Source organism: Streptomyces sp. FXJ1.172 (assembly GCF_001636945.3).
GTDB lineage: Bacteria > Actinomycetota > Actinomycetes > Streptomycetales > Streptomycetaceae > Streptomyces.
Genome location: NZ_CP119133.2, coordinates 3,818,076 through 3,835,373 on the forward strand (window position 1 = coordinate 3,818,076; position 17,298 = coordinate 3,835,373).

The 17,298-nt window shown below is 70.0% G+C and carries 12 protein-coding genes; 5 read left to right on the forward strand and 7 right to left on the reverse strand.

The features are described 5' to 3' along the window. Window positions 1-5 precede the first annotated feature (5 nt). From A6P39_RS16850 to A6P39_RS16870, 5 genes are all read right to left on the reverse strand, one after another. On the reverse strand, window positions 6-941 hold the full coding sequence (locus A6P39_RS16850) for an ABC transporter permease (RefSeq protein ID WP_067046950.1): 936 nt from the start codon (window positions 939-941) through the stop codon (window positions 6-8). Beyond that, a complete protein-coding gene (locus tag A6P39_RS16855; protein WP_067046953.1) occupies window positions 934-1,857 on the reverse strand; it encodes an ABC transporter permease in 924 nt (307 codons plus the stop codon). Before A6P39_RS16855 ends, A6P39_RS16850 begins: the two co-directional genes overlap by 8 nt. A 167-nt stretch (window positions 1,858-2,024) precedes the next feature. Next, window positions 2,025-3,650: a peptide ABC transporter substrate-binding protein gene (locus A6P39_RS16860; protein WP_067046956.1), complete on the reverse strand. Its 1,626-nt coding sequence runs from the start codon at window positions 3,648-3,650 to the stop codon at window positions 2,025-2,027. 642 nt (window positions 3,651-4,292) lie between these two features. After that, a complete protein-coding gene (typA, locus tag A6P39_RS16865; protein ID WP_275883866.1) occupies window positions 4,293-6,209 on the reverse strand; it encodes a translational GTPase TypA in 1,917 nt (638 codons plus the stop codon). 152 nt (window positions 6,210-6,361) lie between these two features. After that, on the reverse strand, window positions 6,362-8,530 hold the full coding sequence (locus A6P39_RS16870; protein WP_067047352.1) for an ABC transporter family substrate-binding protein: 2,169 nt from the start codon (window positions 8,528-8,530) through the stop codon (window positions 6,362-6,364). 289 nt (window positions 8,531-8,819) lie between these two features. Between A6P39_RS16870 and A6P39_RS16875 the strand changes: the two genes are divergently transcribed. The 4 genes from A6P39_RS16875 to A6P39_RS16890 are packed head-to-tail and all read left to right on the forward strand — an operon-like array spanning window position 8,820 to window position 12,679. Next, window positions 8,820-9,110, forward strand: a complete 291-nt coding sequence (locus A6P39_RS16875; RefSeq protein WP_067047355.1) for a hypothetical protein — start codon at window positions 8,820-8,822, stop codon at window positions 9,108-9,110. A 24-nt stretch (window positions 9,111-9,134) separates the two neighbouring features. Further along, entirely contained in the window at window positions 9,135-9,956 is an 822-nt protein-coding gene (locus tag A6P39_RS16880) for a hypothetical protein (RefSeq protein ID WP_067047358.1), read from the forward strand. An 18-nt stretch (window positions 9,957-9,974) separates the two neighbouring features. Then, window positions 9,975-11,912, forward strand: coding sequence for a fumarate reductase/succinate dehydrogenase flavoprotein subunit (locus A6P39_RS16885; protein ID WP_067047360.1), 1,938 nt, complete (start codon window positions 9,975-9,977; stop codon window positions 11,910-11,912). Next, on the forward strand, window positions 11,909-12,679 hold the full coding sequence (locus tag A6P39_RS16890) for a succinate dehydrogenase/fumarate reductase iron-sulfur subunit (RefSeq protein ID WP_067047363.1): 771 nt from the start codon (window positions 11,909-11,911) through the stop codon (window positions 12,677-12,679). The genes A6P39_RS16885 and A6P39_RS16890 overlap by 4 nt, the downstream gene beginning before the upstream one ends. Here the strand turns inward: A6P39_RS16890 and A6P39_RS16895 are convergent. Further along, window positions 12,660-12,791 carry a hypothetical protein gene (locus A6P39_RS16895; RefSeq protein WP_267893330.1) on the reverse strand — a complete coding sequence of 44 codons (132 nt, stop codon included), beginning with the start codon at window positions 12,789-12,791 and terminating at the stop codon, window positions 12,660-12,662. The two genes, A6P39_RS16890 and A6P39_RS16895, sit on opposite strands and share 20 nt — an antisense overlap. A gap of 104 nt (window positions 12,792-12,895) precedes the next feature. Here A6P39_RS16895 and A6P39_RS16900 point away from each other — a divergent pair, with 104 nt between their 5' ends. After that, window positions 12,896-14,464: a hypothetical protein gene (locus A6P39_RS16900; RefSeq protein WP_067047366.1), complete on the forward strand. Its 1,569-nt coding sequence runs from the start codon at window positions 12,896-12,898 to the stop codon at window positions 14,462-14,464. A 20-nt stretch (window positions 14,465-14,484) separates the two neighbouring features. Here the strand turns inward: A6P39_RS16900 and A6P39_RS16905 are convergent, their stop codons facing one another. After that, complete coding sequence (locus A6P39_RS16905; protein ID WP_067047369.1) at window positions 14,485-17,073, reverse strand: SpoIIE family protein phosphatase; 2,589 nt, start codon at window positions 17,071-17,073, stop codon at window positions 14,485-14,487. Window positions 17,074-17,298 lie beyond the last annotated feature (225 nt).

Consider the following 17,298-nt stretch of genomic DNA (forward strand, 5'->3'; position numbering starts at 1 on the left):
CCTCCTCAGCGCAGCTTGGGGTCGAAGGCGTCGCGGACCACGTCGCCGAGCATGATGAACGCGAGCACCGTGACACTCAGCGCGCCGGCCGGGAACAGCAGGGCGTGCGGTGAGGTGAGCCAGCGGTCCTGGGCGTCACTGATCATCAGGCCCCAGGAGATGTTCGGGGACTGGACGCCGATGCCCAGGTAGGACAGCGCCGCCTCGGTGGCGATGTAGACGCCCAGGTTCATCGTGGAGATGACCACGATCGGGGCGAGCGTGTTGGGCAGGATGTGCCGGAAGGCGATCCGCATCTGGCCCGCGCCGAGCGCCCGGGCGGCGGCGACGTAGTCGTTGTACTTGTTGCCGATGACCTCACCGCGCATGATCCGGTAGACCTGCGGCCAGCCGAGGACGGACAGCACGATGGAGACGGTCCACACGTTGCTGCTGCCGACCATCGACATGATCAGCAGACCGCCGATGAGGATCGGCAGCGCGTAGAAGACCTCCGAGAAGCGGGAGACCAGCGAGTCGATCCAGCCGCCCGTGAGACCGGCCAGCATGCCGATGACGCCACCGATCGCCGTCGTCAGGATGGTGGAGACCACACCGACGATGATCGAGTTGCGGGTGCCCCACACCGTACGGGTGTAGATGTCGCAGCCCTGGACGTCGTAGCCGAACCAGTGGCCGTGGCCCGGGCCGGTCAGCGAGTTCGACAGGTCGCAGAAGCCGTTGCTGAACGGGGACCGCGAGGTGAACATGCCGGGCGCGATGGCCAGCACCAGCAGGCACAGGATGACGAAGGCCGAGATGAGGAACATCGGCCGCTTGCGCAGGTCGGTCCAGCCGTCGCGCCAGAGGCTGGCGACGCGCTCCTGCTTGCCGTCCGGCTCCGGCGCCTTGGCCGTGGGGCCGTCTGCGGGCACGGGCCGTTCGATGATCTGTTCACTCATAGCGGATCCTCGGGTCGAGCACGGCGTAGAGGACGTCGACGACGAGGTTGGCCACCAGGTAGATCAGGATGAGCAGGGTGACCAGGCCCACGACGACGGGCCCCTCGCGCAGGGAGACGGACTGGGCCAACTGACCGCCGATACCGGGGAGGTTGAAGACCCGCTCCGTGATGATCGCGCCACCCATCAGCGAACCGAGGTCCATGCCGAGGAAGGTGACGACGGGGATGAGGGAGTTGCGCAGCGCGTGGATGCCGATGACACGGCGGCGCGGCAGGCCCTTGGCGATGGCGGTACGGACGTAGTCCGAGCGGACCGACTCGATCATGCTGGTCCGGGTCAGCCGCGCGATGTACGCCATCGAGGTGGCCGCCAGCACCAGGCCGGGCAGCACATAGCTGGCGGGCCAGCCGTCCTCGATGCCCGCGACCGGCGTCAGCTTGAACTTGACGCCCAGTTCGAGCTGGAGGACGTTGCCGAGCACGAACACCGGGATCGAGATCAGGAACAGCGTGGCGATGAAGACCACGTTGTCCGCGAACCGGCCGCGCTTCAGCGCCGAGAGGATACCGGCGAGGATGCCGATGACCGCCTCGAAGCCGAACGCCGTCAGCGCCAGCTTCAGCGTCACCGGGAAGCGCTGGGCGACGATGTCACTGATCGACCGGCCGGTGTAGGTGGTGCCCAGGTCGCCTCGGAAGACGCCGGTGATGTAGTGCCAGTACTGCACCACCAGCGGGTCGTCGAGGTGGTACCGCGCGCGCAGCACCAAGGCGAGGTGGGGGTCCTGCTTCTCGCCCATCAGGGCCCTGATCGGGTCGCCTGGCAGCAGGAAGACCAGGCAGTAGATGAGGAACGTGACGCCTATGAGTACAGGGATCGCCTGCAGCACACGGCGCACGACGAATCGGCCCATTGGTTCTCCAAGGAATGCTGGCCCGTGCCGGCGCCCCGGGGGAGGGCGCTCGCCGGTCGGACCCAACGGCGAAGAGGGTGGGCGGGGGAGCCGTCTTGCTCCGGCGGCTCCCCGTGCCCACCCCGTGGTCCGTTACTTCACGTCGCGGACACTGTTTCCGGCTTCGCTCAGGCGAGCTTGACGCTCGTCCAGTCGATCTGGTGAGCGATGATGTTCATCGAGCTGATCTTGTTGCTGAAGCCCGTGTTCAGACGGTAGAAGTACACCGGGATGTACGGCAGGTCCTTGAGCAGGACGTCGTCCGCGGCCTGGTACTTCTTGATGGCGTCGGCCTGGCTGGTCGCCTGGTCGCCCTGGCTCAGCAGCTGCTCGAACTGGTCGTTGGTGTAACCGGCGTAGTTCGAGCCGTTCTGGATGGCGTCCTTGGAGAACACCGGGCGGAGGAAGTCCTCCATGTTCGGGTAGTCCATCTGCCAGCCCATACGGAAGGCGCCCTGGTACTTCTTGGCGTCCAGGTCGTTCAGGATGGACTGGAACTGCTCGAACGGCTTGGCCGTCACCTTGACGCCGAGGGACTTCTGGATCTCGTTGGCCACGGCCTCGACCCAGACCTTGTGGTCGCCGTCCGCGTTGTAGCCGATCTCCAGGGAGTTGCCGGGCAGACCGCCCGCCTCCGTGAAGAGCTGCTTCGCCTTGGTCGGGTTGAAGGTGCACGCCTCACCGCAGGCACCCTTGCGGTAGCCGTCGATCAGCGGCGGAACGTAGTCGTCGGCCGCGGTACGGGCACCGAGGAACACCTTCGAGGCGATGGTGTCCCGGTCGATGGACATGGAGATGGCCTGACGGATCTTCGGGTTCGCGAAGGCCTTGTTGTACTTCAGCGGGAAGCCGATGTAACCGGTCGCGCCCTCGGGGACGTCGATGGTGTGGCCCGGCAGGTCCTTCTTGTACGTGGCCAGACCCGAGGTCGGGATGACCGGCAGGACGTCGAGGTTGCCGGCGACCAGGTCCTTGTAGGCGGTGTCCTGCTGCGAGTAGACCTTGAAGTCGATGCCCTTGACGTTGTACTGGGACGCGTCGGGGTACTTGGCGTACTTGGTCAGGCTGATGCCCTCGTTGTCGACGAAGGACGTCTTCGCCTCGTAGGGGCCGTTGCCGATCGGCTTCTTGCCGAAGCCCTTGGGGTCCTTGAAGAACGCCTTCGGCAGCGGCACGAAGCCGGTGAACGACAGCTGGGTCGGGAACGCCGAGAACGGCGCCGTCAGGGTGACCTGCAGCGTGTTGGCGTCGACCGCCTTCAGGCCGGACAGCGTGTGGGTCTTGACCGTCTTCTTCGGGCCCGGGTTGAGGTCCGTGTAGCCCGCGATGTGGCTGAAGAGGGCGTTGGTCTGCTGGGCGTTGGTCTGGTCGGCGCCGTAGTTCCAGGCGTCGACGTAGGACTGCGCGGTGACCGCCTCGCCGTTGTGGAAGGTGTAGCCCGGCTTCAGCTTGATCGTCCAGACCTTGTTGTCCTTCGTGGTGATGGACTGGGCCTCGTCGTTGACGATCTTGTTGTTCGGGTCGATCTTCGTCAGACCGGTGAACAGGGCGTGGATGACCTGGCCGCCCTCGGTCTCGTACGTGTTCGACGGGACCAGCGTGTTCTGCGGCTGACCGATCTCGACCGACACCACGCCGTTGTTCTTACCGCCGGCATTGCCGTTGCCAGTGTCTCCGCCGCCACCACAAGCGGTCGCACCCATGGCCACGACTATCGCGACCGCGGCCCACCTGGCGCCCTTGGCACCACGCATGGGGCTCCTCCTCAATGAGTCCATTGGTTCACCACATGGAGGGACACAAGACGCGTCACCGTCACCGGTGCTTGCAATCGTCAAGTGCCCCCGCGCTCGTAAGTCGGCGCCGCCAGCGGCGTGACCCTTTTTTATCCGAGCTCTACGCGCCTAACTATCTGCCATGCGAACGGGCGTGAACCACACCTTCAAGGTCTCGGTTCGATCACACCTGCCGAGAACTTCTTCCAAAATCCGGACAAACAGTTAGGCGAAAGATCCCTGCGAAACGGACTTGTTACACGTCTAGCGGGTTCTGGTGTCCGAATAGCGGACAAGAGGTGGTAGAAAACCGGTTGCGCGAAACGACCACGTGGGCATGCCAAGCGCGATCCACGTCACACCGGGACACAACGCGGCATGCCGGTCGTGTCAGGACGTGTCGGAGATGACGCCGGGACAGACCGACGCGAGGACCCAACAAGCCGCAGAATCCGGTCACTCTAACAACGCCGCAAGGCTGCCCGGCCCCCGTTGAGGGATCTGACGCCCTGTTGTAGGGAAAACCCTCTACGCACCTGACCACTGCCGACGGCGCCCGAAACGGCGCGAGGGCCTGCCCGGCGACGACCGGGCAGGCCCTCGGGCCACGAACGGGAGGGGTCAGCCGTGCTTGGCGCGGCTGGCGGCGCGGGCCCGCTCACGCTGGTCCAGGTTCACCTTGCGGATGCGAACGGCCTCCGGGGTCACCTCGACGCACTCGTCGTCACGGCAGAACTCCAGCGACTGCTCGAGCGACAGCTTGCGCGGCGGCACGATCGACTCGGCCACATCGGCCGTGGACGACCGCATGTTGGTGAGCTTCTTCTCCTTGGTGATGTTGACGTCCATGTCGTCGGCGCGGGAGTTCTCACCGACGATCATGCCCTCGTACACCTCGGTGCCCGGCTCCACGAAGAGCACGCCGCGCTCCTGGAGGTTCGTCATCGCGAAAGCGGTGACGACACCGGAGCGGTCGGCGACCAGCGAGCCGTTGTTACGGGTCTGCAGCGTGCCGAACCAGGGCTCGTGGCCCTCGTGGATGGAGTGGCCGATACCCGTGCCGCGGGTCTGGGTCAGGAACTCGGTCCGGAAACCGATCAGACCGCGCGAGGGCACGACGAACTCCATGCGCACCCAGCCGGAGCCGTGGTTGGACATGTTGTCCATGCGGCCCTTGCGGACACCCATCAGCTGGGTGACGGCGCCCATGTGCTCCTCGGGCACGTCGACCGTCATGCGCTCGACCGGCTCGTAGACCTTGCCGTCGACGTCCTTGGTGACGACCTGCGGCTTGCCCACCGTCAGCTCGTAGCCCTCCCGGCGCATGGTCTCGACCAGGATGGCGAGCGCCAGCTCACCACGGCCCTGCACCTCCCAGGCGTCGGGGCGCTCGGTCTCCAGGACGCGGAGGGAGACGTTACCGATCAGCTCGCGGTCGAGGCGGTCCTTGACCTGGCGGGCGGTGACCTTGCGGTCCTTGACGGCCGACTTCGCGTCGGCGCCCTTGCCGGTGCCGCCCCGGCCGACCAGCGGCGAGGTGTTCGTACCGATCACCATGGAGATCGCGGGCTCGTCGACCGTGATCAGCGGCAGCGGGACGGGGTTCTCGGGGTCCGCGAGCGTCTCACCGATCATGATGTCGGGGATGCCGGCGACAGCGCAGATGTCACCCGGGCCGGCCTTCTCGGCCGGCTTGCGGGTGAGCGCCTCGGTCATCATCAGCTCGGAGATGCGCACGTTGCTGATGGAGCCGTCGCGCTTGATCCAGGCGACGGTCTGGCCCTTGCGCAGCTCGCCCTGCTCGACGCGGAGCAGCGCGATACGGCCGAGGAAGTTGTCGGCGTCGAGGTTGGTGACGTGGGCCTGCAGCGGCGCGTCCTCGTCGTACGTCGGGGCCGGGATGTGCTCCAGGATCGTGGAGAAGAACGGCTCGAGGCTGTCGCTGTCGGCCGGGACCGTGCCGTTTTCCGGCTTGGTCAGCGAGGCGATGCCGTCACGGCCGCAGGCGTAGACGATCGGGAACTCGATCTGCTCCTCGTCCGCGTCCAGGTCGAGGAAGAGGTCGTAGGTCTCGTTGACGACCTCGTCGATGCGGGAGTCCGGGCGGTCCGTCTTGTTGATGCACAGGATGACGGGCAGGCGCTGCTGGAGGGCCTTGCGCAGCACGAACCGGGTCTGCGGCAGCGGGCCCTCGGAGGCGTCCACCAGCAGCACGACACCGTCGACCATCGACAGACCGCGCTCGACCTCGCCGCCGAAGTCGGCGTGGCCGGGGGTGTCGATGATGTTGATGGTGATCGGGTCCCCGCCGTCCTTCGGGTGGTACTTGACCGCGGTGTTCTTGGCGAGGATCGTGATGCCCTTCTCACGCTCCAGGTCGTTCGAGTCCATCATGCGGTCGTCGACCGAGTCGAGCTGGTGGGCGGCGAACGCGCCGGCCTGCTTCAGCATGCCGTCGACGATGGTGGTCTTGCCGTGGTCGACGTGGGCGACGATGGCGACGTTGCGGATGTCGTGACGCGTAGAAGACGCCGTCATAGGTTGCCGTACTCCCGGATGGTGAGGAAAGCCTGCGCGTACGTGTGCGTTACGCGGGCCCTGCCGGGCTTGACACGCCACGGCCTCACCCCATGGTACGTGGCCCCGGGACAGTCGGCCTCCTCAGGGCCGTGTGATCATCTGCGCGCAGGTCAGTTCTTCGGGCCGGCCTCGGGGCTCTGGGGACCCTTCGCGCCCTTCTCCAGGAAGCCCATGTCCTCGTAGACCGGCGTCTGGAATCCGAAGGCGCCGGCGTTGACGATGTTCCGCCTCACCCCCACCAGCTGGGGCCGCTGGAACAGCGGAATGGACCCGGCCGCCGCCCAGATCCGCGAGTCCGCCTTGTGGATCAGTGAGCGCGCCTCGTTCTCGTCCAGGGTCGCCGCGGCCTCGTCGAACAGCTGGTCCACCTGGTCCGTGCCGACCCGCGTGTAGTTCTGCTCGACGTTCAGCGAGCCGTCGGCGGCGGGCACCGGCTTGGCGTAGATCGGCCGGGCGTCGGTCGCCGGGAACGCGGACGAGGGCCACGAGTACAGCGCGAGGTCGTAGTCGCCGGAGGCGATGTGGTCCTTGAAGTAGCTGTCGTCCGAGACCTTGCTGATCGTCGTCCGGATGCCGACCTTCTCCAGCATGGCCGAGATCCGCCCGGCGACCGCGTCCAGGGTCTCGGAGCCGGGGCCGGTGGGCAGCACGAAGCGCAGCAGGAGCGGCTTGCCGTCCTTGGCGAGCGGTCCGGCCGGCGGGCCGGCCGGGGCGGCCGTGCCCTTGGGGGCGTAGGCCCCGGGTGCTCCCCCGTGCCTGCTCTCCTGCGCCAGGCGCCGGTCGCCGCCGTCACCGCGGCCCCCGCTCTTGTCGTCCTCGCCGACGATGTACTGCCCGTCCTTGCCGCCGTCGGACGGATCCTCTTTGCTGCTTTTGTCGCCTTTATCACTCTTGTCGCTCTCGGAGCCGGCCGCCTTATCGGGCTTCTTCTGCTCCTTGACCGGCCCGCCGGCCACCCAGCCGGCGTCGCCGAGCAGCGCCGCCGCCTCCTTGGTGTCCTGCTCGCCGAGTGCGCCGCTGCTGTCCGCGTAGTCGGCCTGTCCGGCCAGGGCGAGGTGGCTGCCGACCGGGACCGCGGGCAGGCCCAGCGGGGTGAGCACCAGCCGGGCCAGTTGCCTGCGGTCCAGGGCGCGGGCGACGGCCCGGCGGACCCGTTCGTCGGCGAGGGCCCCCTCGGAGCCGTTGAGGGCGAGCTGGGTGTAGGCGGGCTCCAGCGACCTGCGGACGTCGAACCCGCCCAGCGCCTGCTGCTCGCCCAGATAGTCGCTGATGGCCTTGCGCAGCTCCGTCCGGTCGGCGTCTTTGCCGGGGCCGAGGCCGTGCGCGAGCGCCCAGGAGCGCAGCTTCTTCACCGAGGTCCTGCCGGAGCCCTGGAGCGGGTTCGCGGCGCCCTGGGCGGCGAGCCCGATCCGCTGGGCCTCGGCCGGGTCGAGGTCGGCGACGTCGACGCTGCCGTCGGCGAGCGCGGCGGCCCGCTTGTCGCGGGGTACGGCGTGCAGCACGATCTCGGACAGCTTCGCCGACTGGCCCCACCAGCGGGGGTTGCGGGTGAGGACGACGTCCTTCGCGGCGGTGTCGACCTTGCCGAGCGTGAAGGGGCCGGCGGTGACCTTCAGCTTGCGGCGGGCGCCGTCGTTGAAGGCGTCCGGGGTGCCCATGACGTCCTTCGGGTACAGCGGTGAGAACAGCGACTTCCAGTCGGCGTAGGGGCGGGAGAACGTGACCCGGACCTGGAGGTCGTTCGCGCCGCGCTCGATCTTCTCGATGCGGTCGTAGCCGGCGTTGCGGGCGGTCCAGTAGGCGCTGTTCTTGCCGGACAGGGCGCGCCACTGGGCGAGGAAGTCGGCGGCCCCGATCTCCCGGCCGTCGCTCCACACGGCCTGCTGGTTCAGCTTGTACTGCACGACCTGGCGCGGCTCGGTCGCGATGACCTTGGCCGACTCGAGATACGCGGAATTGGGCACCGGCCGCCCGTCGGCGTCGAGACGGAACATCGACGGCAGGACGGCCTGGGCGATCCGGGTGGTGCCGGCGTCGGCGTCGGCCTGGAAGGCGTTGAGGGTCTCGGGGACGGCGTCGACGGCCCACTTCAGCGTGCCGCCGTCGGCGACCAGGTTCCGGGAGACCGGGGCGATGTCCTGTCCGGCGAGGGGCTTGTTGACGACCTCGTCGTCGGAGCCGCAGCCGGCGAGGAACGGCACCGCCAGCGCGCCGGCGGTGAGGAAGAGCGCCCCACGCATGACCGCGCTGGGCCTGGGTCCGACTCCGTCGTGGGACATCTCTGCTACCTCCGGGAAGCCGCGAGCGTTATGATCACTTTTGGCGGTATATGGAGCTGATCAGATCTATGCGGCCCACTGAAGAGGAAAGGATCCGGCAACCGAGGGCGACACGGCGACGACGGGTGGTGACCCCACCCGTGTGGCGCAACACCACCGCAATGCATCCGTACGCCTCCGCCAATCGCTGCACATGCCTTCACATCGGCAGGTGTGACGCGCAACACTCCAAGGCGCATGAACGTTGCCGCCCAAGGTCCCGCCGGACCCGCGGAAGTGAGGGCACACCATGTCCGTGCACGACGACATCACCTCGGTCCAGCGCTCCCTCGAGGAACTGAACCGCTCGCTGGGGCGCCTGGAGCACCAGCTCGGCACCGACGGCCTGGAGATCCGCCGGGTCCGGATGGACGCCGACCACCTGCGCGAAAGCCTCGGGCTGCTCAAGGAGAGCGCCGGCGCCTCCGGCATGTCCCGCCGGCCCGACCTCGTCACCATCTCCGACACGCCGTACGACCGCTCCCTGTGGATCGACACGGACGACGAAGGCCTGGGCGCCCGCGACCGCCACGCCCCCTGATCCCCGACCTACCGGAGCCCTGCCTTGGCCACTGGTACGGAACCCCAACAGAACAGCGGCGGCGTACGGACCGCGACGCGCGCCGCGATCGCAGCACCGCATCTGCGGACCGACCGCTGGTGGCTGGCGCCCGCCGTCACCGCGGCCGGTCTGTTCGCCTTCGTCGTCTATTCGACCTGGCGGGCCTTCGCCAACGAGTACTACTACGCGGCCCCGTACGTCTCGCCGTTCTACTCGCCCTGCCTGGCGCAGAACTGCCGGACCATGCACGCCGGTCCGAACGCGGACCTGTTCGGGAGCTGGTGGGGCATCTCCCCCGCCATCATCATCCTGATCTTCCCGCTCGGCTTCCGGCTGACCTGCTACTACTACCGCAAGGCGTACTACCGCGCCTTCTGGGCGTCCCCGCCCGCCTGCGCGGTTGCCGAGCCGCACCGCAAGTACACCGGTGAGACCCGCTTCCCGCTGATCCTGCAGAACGTCCACCGGTACTTCTTCTACGCCGCCCTGCTGGTCGCCGGCGTGCTGACCTACGACACCGTGCTGTCCTTCCGGGACACCCACTACCGCTGGGGCCACATGGGCCTCGGCACCCTCGTCTTCCTGGTCAACATCGTGCTGATCTGGGCGTACACGCTCTCCTGCCACTCGTGCCGGCACATCGTCGGCGGCAAGCTCAAGCACTTCTCCAAGCATCCCGTGCGCTACAGGGCGTGGCAGTTCGTCGGCCGGCTCAACGACCGGCACATGCTGCTGGCGTGGGCGTCGCTGTTCAGCGTGTGGCTCGCCGACTTCTACGTCTATCTGGTCGCGTCCGGGGTCTTCGCCGACCCGCGCTTCTTCTAGGAACAGGTGAGCCGTCTGATGTCCGTGGTGGACCGGCAGGAGTGGGACGTCGTCGTGGTCGGTGCCGGCGGCGCCGGGCTGCGGGCCGCGATCGAGGCGCGCGAGCGGGGCGCGCGTACGGCGGTGATCTGCAAGTCGCTGTTCGGCAAGGCGCACACGGTGATGGCCGAGGGCGGGATCGCGGCCGCCATGGCCAACGTCAACGAGCACGACACCTGGCAGGTCCACTTCCGCGACACGATGCGCGGCGGCAAGTTCCTCAACCAGTGGCGGATGGCCGAGCTGCACGCGCAGGAGGCCCCGGACCGGGTGTGGGAACTGGAGACCTGGGGCGCGCTGTTCGACCGTACGAAGGACGGCCGGATCTCGCAGCGCAACTTCGGCGGCCACGAGTACCCGCGCCTCGCCCACGTCGGCGACCGCACGGGCCTGGAGCTGATCCGCACGCTCCAGCAGAAGATCGTCGCCCTCCAGCAGGAGGACTTCAAGGAGACCGGGGACCACGAGTCACGGCTGAAGGTCTTCCAGGAGTGCACGGTCACCAGGGTCCTGAAGGACGGGGAGCGCGTCTCGGGCGTCTTCGCGTACGAGCGCGAGAGCGGCCGTTTCTTCGTCCTTCAGGCCCCCGCGGTCGTGATCGCGACCGGCGGGATCGGCAAGTCCTTCAAGGTGACGTCGAACTCGTGGGAGTACACGGGCGACGGGCACGCACTGGCGCTGCTGGCCGGGGCGCCCCTGCTCAACATGGAGTTCGTGCAGTTCCACCCGACGGGCATGGTCTGGCCGCCGTCGGTGAAGGGCATCCTCGTCACCGAGTCGGTGCGCGGGGACGGCGGGGTGCTCAGGAACTCCGACGGCAAGCGGTTCATGTTCGACTACATCCCGGACGTGTTCAAGGAGAAGTACGCCGAGTCGGAGGAGGAGGCCGACCGGTGGTACGAGGACCCGGACCACAACCGGCGGCCACCGGAGCTGCTCCCCCGCGACGAGGTGGCCCGCGCGATCAACTCCGAGGTGAAGGCCGGCCGGGGCTCGCCGCACGGCGGGGTCTTCCTGGACGTCTCCACGCGCATGCCCGCCGAGGTCGTCCGCCGCCGGCTGCCCTCGATGTACCACCAGTTCAAGGAGCTGGCGGACGTCGACATCACGGCGGAGGCGATGGAGGTCGGCCCGACCTGTCACTACGTGATGGGCGGCATCGCGGTCGACTCCGACACGGCGGCCGCGCGCGGGGTGCCGGGGCTGTTCGCGGCCGGTGAGGTGGCCGGCGGCATGCACGGCTCCAACCGGCTCGGCGGCAACTCCCTGTCCGACCTGCTGGTGTTCGGGCGGCGGGCGGGCTGGCACGCGGCCGAGCACGCGGCGCGGCTCGCCGGCAGCCGCCCGGTCGTCGACGACGCCCAGGTCGACTCGGCGTCCGCCGAGGCACTGCGCCCCTTCTCCGCGGAGGCAGACCAAGAGGGCGAGGAGGGCGAGGCGGGCCCGCCGGAGAACCCGTACACCCTGCACCAGGAACTGCAGCAGACCATGAACGACCTGGTCGGCATCATCCGCCGCGAGGGCGAGATGGAGCAGGCCCTGCACAGGCTCGGCGAGCTGCGCGCCCGGGCCCGGCGGGCCGGCGTGGAGGGCCACCGCCAGTTCAACCCGGGCTGGCATCTCGCCCTGGATCTCAGGAACATGCTGCTGGTCAGCGAGTGCGTGGCCCGCGCGGCACTGGAGCGCACCGAGTCGCGCGGCGGCCACACCCGCGAGGACCATCCCACGATGGAGCGGTCCTGGCGCAAGGTGAACCTCCTGTGCACGCTCACCGGCACGCCCGCCGCGGCCGACCCCGACCGGGGCCAGATCGACCTCACCCGCGAGACCACCGACCCCATCCGCCCGGACCTGCTCGCCCTCTTCGAGAAGGAGGAGCTGGTCAAGTACCTCGCCGAAGAGGAGCTGTACGAGTGAGCAGCTACGAGGCCCGCTTCAAGGTGTGGCGGGGTGACGTCGAGGGCGGGGGCCTTCGGGACTTCACCGTCGAGGTGAACGACGGCGAGGTGGTCCTCGACATCATCCACCGCCTCCAGGCCACCCAGGCCCCCGACCTGGCCGTGCGCTGGAACTGCAAGGCGGGCAAGTGCGGTTCGTGCTCGGCGGAGATCAACGGCCGGCCGCGGCTGATGTGCATGACCCGCATGTCGGTGTTCACCCGCGACGAGACGATCACCGTGACCCCCCTGCGTGCCTTCCCCGTGGTCCGCGACCTGGTGACGGACGTCGGCTTCAACTACCAGAAGGCCAGGGAGGTCCCGGCCTTCGTACCGCCGGCCGGGCTCGGCCCCGGTGAGTACAGGATGATGCAGGAGGACGTGGACCGCTCGCAGGAGTTCCGCAAGTGCATCGAGTGCTTCCTGTGCCAGGACACCTGCCATGTGGTGCGCGACCACGAGGAGAACAAGACGGCGTTCGCGGGCCCGCGCTTCCTGATGCGGATCGCCGAGCTGGACATGCACCCGCTGGACGCCGCCGCCGAGACCGGCCTGGACCGGGGGCGCACGGCCCAGGACGAACACGGACTCGGCTACTGCAACATCACCAAGTGCTGCACGGAGGTCTGCCCGGAGGGCATCCACATCACCGACAACGCGCTGATCCCGATGAAGGAGCGGGCGGTCGACCGCAAGTACGACCCGCTGGTGTGGCTCGGCTCGAAGATCAGGAGGAGGCCGTCGTGACGGTACGGCCGGGTCGGCGAACCCAGTTCTCCCGGTAGGCGCGCCAGTCCGCGTCCGCCGCCGCGAGGTCCACGTTGGCCTCACCGTCGACGCCCTCGGGTGCCCGGTCCACGCGGCGCCCGGTCTCGTCGTCCCTTTCCTGCCCCCTGTTCCCTCGTCCCCCGCCCGTATCCGTCCCGCTCGCGGAGGGGCCTACCTGCCCATACGCTCCGAAATGTGACGTCCTCCCTGATCCGGGGCCGGCCCCGGCGCGCCACGGCGCACATACGGATACAGGTGGCGCATGCCGTGCTGGGTGCCGTTGCCGGGGTCCTGTGGCTGGTGTTGCCGGTGATGACGGCAGACGCGCAGGATCCGGTTCCCGTGGCGCCCGCCGGGGCGGTCGCGGGCGCCGCCGCGCCGCAGCAGGGCGGTACCTCCACCGCGGATCTCGTCCTGCCCCTCGTCGCGGGGGTCACGGCCGTGGTGCTGGCCGGGTACGGCTGGCTGCGCCGCACCCGGCGCGCCCGTACCCGTACGACCCCGGGGATCGTCTCCGCCGTACCGCCCGCCCCCACCCCGGCCGACTTCGAGCGCCAGGCCCGCGCCGCGCTGGTGCTGGCCGACGACTGCGTCCGCACCAGCAGGGAGGAACTGTCCTTCGTCCAGGAGCGGTTCCCGCGGCCGGACACCGAGGGCTTCGCGCACGCCCTGCGGGCGGCGGAGACCGAGCTGTCGGCCGCGTGCGCGATCTGGCGGCGGTACGAGCAGGGGGTGCCGGCGGATGCCGCGGCCCGGCGGCAGGCGCTGGTGGGGGTGATCGGCCGGTGCGCGGAGGCCGGGCGCAGACTGGACGCGGAGGCTGCGGAGCTGGATCTTCTGCGGGGGCTGGAGGGGCCGGGGCTGGACGGGGCGCTGGACGTCGCCGAGGGACGGTTCCGGGAACTGGCGGGACGGACCGTGACCGCGCAGGACCTGCTGGCCGCGCTGGGCGAGCGGTACGCACCGTCCGCCCTGGACCCGGTCACCGGGTACGTGGAACAGGCCAAGGACCGGCTGGTGTTCGCCACCGCCCGGCTCAACGAGGCCCGCCAGGCGGCCGACCGGACCGACGGCGAACGGGCCGCCCGGCACCTGCGCGCGGCCGAGGGCGCGGTGGCCCAGGCCGGGATCCTGATATCCGGGGTGGAACGCCTGGCGGCGGAGCTGGCGGAGGCCGCCCGGCTGCTTCCGGCCACGCTGACCGGCGCGGAGGCGGAGCTGGCGGCGGCCCGCAACGAGGGCGCCCGCAAGCCTTTGACCAGCGGCGAACTGCACGCCCGGCTGTCCCACGCCGACACCGTGCTGGCCGTCGTACGCGACGAGATGATCCCGGGCCCCTGCGACCCGCTGGACGCGCTGCACCGGGTCACGCGGGCGGTACGGCGGCTGGAGGACGGCCGCGCGGGTGTCGTGGCCGCGGCGGCGCTGCTCGTGGCGCGCGGCTCCGTCGCCGGGGCGGAGGAGTTCATCGCGGTGCACCGCGGCGCGGTGGGCCCGACGGCCCGGGTCCGCCTGGCCGAGGCGGTACGCGAACTGGCCGCCGGGGACACCGACCGGGCCGGCACCGCGGCCCGGGAGGCCCGGGAGCTGTCCGAACGCGACGTGCGCACCCACGGCACCCCGCGGCCGGCCGCCGCCCAGGACACCCCGGGCCTGACCGGCGCGCTCCTGGGCGGCGTACTTCTGGCGGACGCCGGGACCGGCACCTCACCGGCGAGCTACGGAGGCCCGGAGACCAGGGACCGCCGCCGGACAGAGCCGTGACCGGCCGGCCCGCTCGCCCGTCAGAAGAGGCTCAGCAGCGCTTCCGCCGGGTCTGTCAGGCCCGTTTCCGCGCCGGGGAGCGGCAGCTCGAACCACACCGTCTTGCCGCGGGGCGTCCGGCGCGAACCCCACGCCGCGCTGAGCAACCCGACCAGCTGCAGACCCCGGCCCCCCTCGTCCGTGTCCCGGGCCCGGCGGCGGCGCGGCTGGACCAGGCCGGAGTCCCACACCTCGCAGACCAGCGTCCGGTCCAGCAGCAGCCGCAGCCGGATGTCCCCCTCGCCGTACCGCAGTGCGTTGGTGACCAGCTCGCTGACGAGCAGTTCCGTCGTGTCGACCAGCGCCTCCAGGTCCCAGCTGACCAGCTGCGCCCGGGTGTACTCCCGCGCCCGCCCCACGCTCTTGGGCTCGCGCGGCAGCGTCCAGTCGCCGACGGACTCGGCCGGCAGCCCCTGCACCCGCGCCATCAGCAGCGCGATGTCGTCCTCGCCGTGATGGGTGTCGAGGGTGTTGAGGACGTGGTCGCAGACGTCCTCCAGCTGCGGCGCCGGATCGCTGAGCGCGCCGACGAAGGCCTGCAGACCCTCGTCCAGCGGATGGTCGCGGGACTCGACCAGACCGTCCGTGTACAGGGCGAGCAAGGCTCCCTCCGGGAGTTCCACCTCCACCTCCTCGAAGGGCTCGCCGCCCACGCCCAGCGGCATGCCGGGCGGCACGTCCAGCATCAGCGCCGGCTCACCGGGCTCGACCAGGACCGGCGGCAGATGCCCGGCGTTGGCGAACGTACAGCGTCTGGTGACCGAGTCGTACACCGCGTACACGCAGGTCGCGAGGTAGACCTCGGACAGGTCGGCGTCGCGCGGCTGGCGGGCCGTGCGGCCGGCCTGCTGCACACCCCCCGGGGTGCCGAGCCCCCGGGCGATCTCGTCCAGCGCCGAGAGCACTTCGGCCGGTTCGAGGTCCAGCAGCGCCAACGTCCGTACCGCCGTGCGGAGTTCGCCCATCGCCACGGCCGCTCGCAGGCCGCGGCCCATCACGTCGCCGACCACCAACGCCGTGCGGTGACCGGGCAGTTCGATCACGTCGAACCAGTCGCCGCCCACCTCGGTGGCCGCGTTGCCGGGCAGATAGCGGCAGGCGATGTCCAGCCCGGAGGCCTCGGGGTCACCGGGCGGGAGCAGGGACCGCTGCAGGATCAGCGCCCGCTCGTGCTCGCGCCGGTACAGGCGCGCGTTGTCGATGCAGACGGCCGCGCGCGCGGCCAGTTCCACCGCCAGGTCCCGGTCGCGGTCGCCGAACGGCTCGCTGCCCTTGGTGCGGGCGAACTGCGCGAGGCCCACGACGGTGTCGTGCGCGACCATCGGCACGGCCAGCGTGGACTGCACGAGGCCGCCGTCCTCGGCGGGCACGAACTGCAGCCGGGCGGTGCGCAGGGCGTCGGCGCACGGCGAGTTGAAGGGGAAGTGGTGGACCGCGCCGAGCGCGACCGGTTCGCCGCCGCCCCGGAACGGGGCGCCGGAGACGGCGCTGGCGAAGGCGACCCGGCGCAGCTCGGCGCTGCCGTCGGCGAGGCCGGGCGGGGTCTCGTCACCGGTCAGCAGGCCCTGGTAGAGGTCGACGGTGGCGAGGTCGCAGAAGCCGGGGACGACGACGTCGAGCAGTTCGCGGGCCGTGGTCTCCAGGTCGAGGGAGTTCCCTATGCGGGCCCCGGCCTCGTTGAGCAGGGCGAGGTTGCGCCGGGCGGCGGCCGCCTCGCGGGCGGCGGCCCGGCGGGCGGTGATGTCGGTCCCGAGCCAGGCGATGCCCATGGGCCGGCCGCTGCCGCCGTGCACCCGGTAGAGGTTGACCGACCAGTGCCGGCGCTCCGCGGAGTCCGGGACATGGCCGGTGACATGCATGTCGGTGATGGACTGGCCGGTTTCCAGCACCCGTCGCAGGGTGGCCGACACCCGCTCCGCCTCACCGCGCGCCAGATAGTCGTGCACCCCCCTGCCCCGGTGGTCGTCCGGGGTTCCGCCGAAGATGGAGGCGAACCGCTCGTTGGCCCGACGGACCCTCAGATCGGTGTCGATCAGCAGGAATCCGAACGGGGACTGGCCGAAGATCGCCTGTGACGCGGCGAGGTCGGTCTCGATGCTGCGGAGGGTGCGGACGTCGACCACGATGCAGACGGCGGCCTTCTCGCCCTCGGCGGTCCGGGTGGGCATGACGTAGACCTCGGCCAGCCCCTCCTGGCCGCGCGTGCCGTCGGGCCGGTCCGGCATCCGGAAGGGCACAACCCCGGTCCACTCCCGCCCGTCGAGGATCTCGGCCATCTTGCGCTGGCCGCGCTCGCGCAGGTCGGGGTCGATGAAGGCCTCTATGGGGTCCATGCCGACCGCGCGTTCGGCGGGGATGCCGAAGAGCTGCTCGGCGCGCAGGCTCCACTGGTCGACCACGCCGCCGGTGCTGATGGAGAAGGACGCGACCCGGATGTAGTCGTAGATCGAGCCGGGCGGACTGCTCTGCCACATGGCGTCGCCGGGCGCGGCGGCAGCCTCCGCGGCCTGGTTCCTCGCGCCGCCCGACGGGTCCTCGGACTCCGTGGCCTTCGCTGGTATCTCGCTCACGCGAACCGTCCCCTCCAGCTCACCGCGCCCGGCACCGGTCACCGGGGGCGGCTGCCCGCAGTATCCAGCACTACGGCGCCGCACGACACGGTGTTCACGATCACAGCATGGTCCAGGTGTTTTTCGGACCGGTCCGTGACAACACTTCCACTCTTCTAACCAGGGAACACGCCGTCGAATCACGCACTCCGGGACGGGTCTCGGGCTCGAGGCGCACGGTGGACG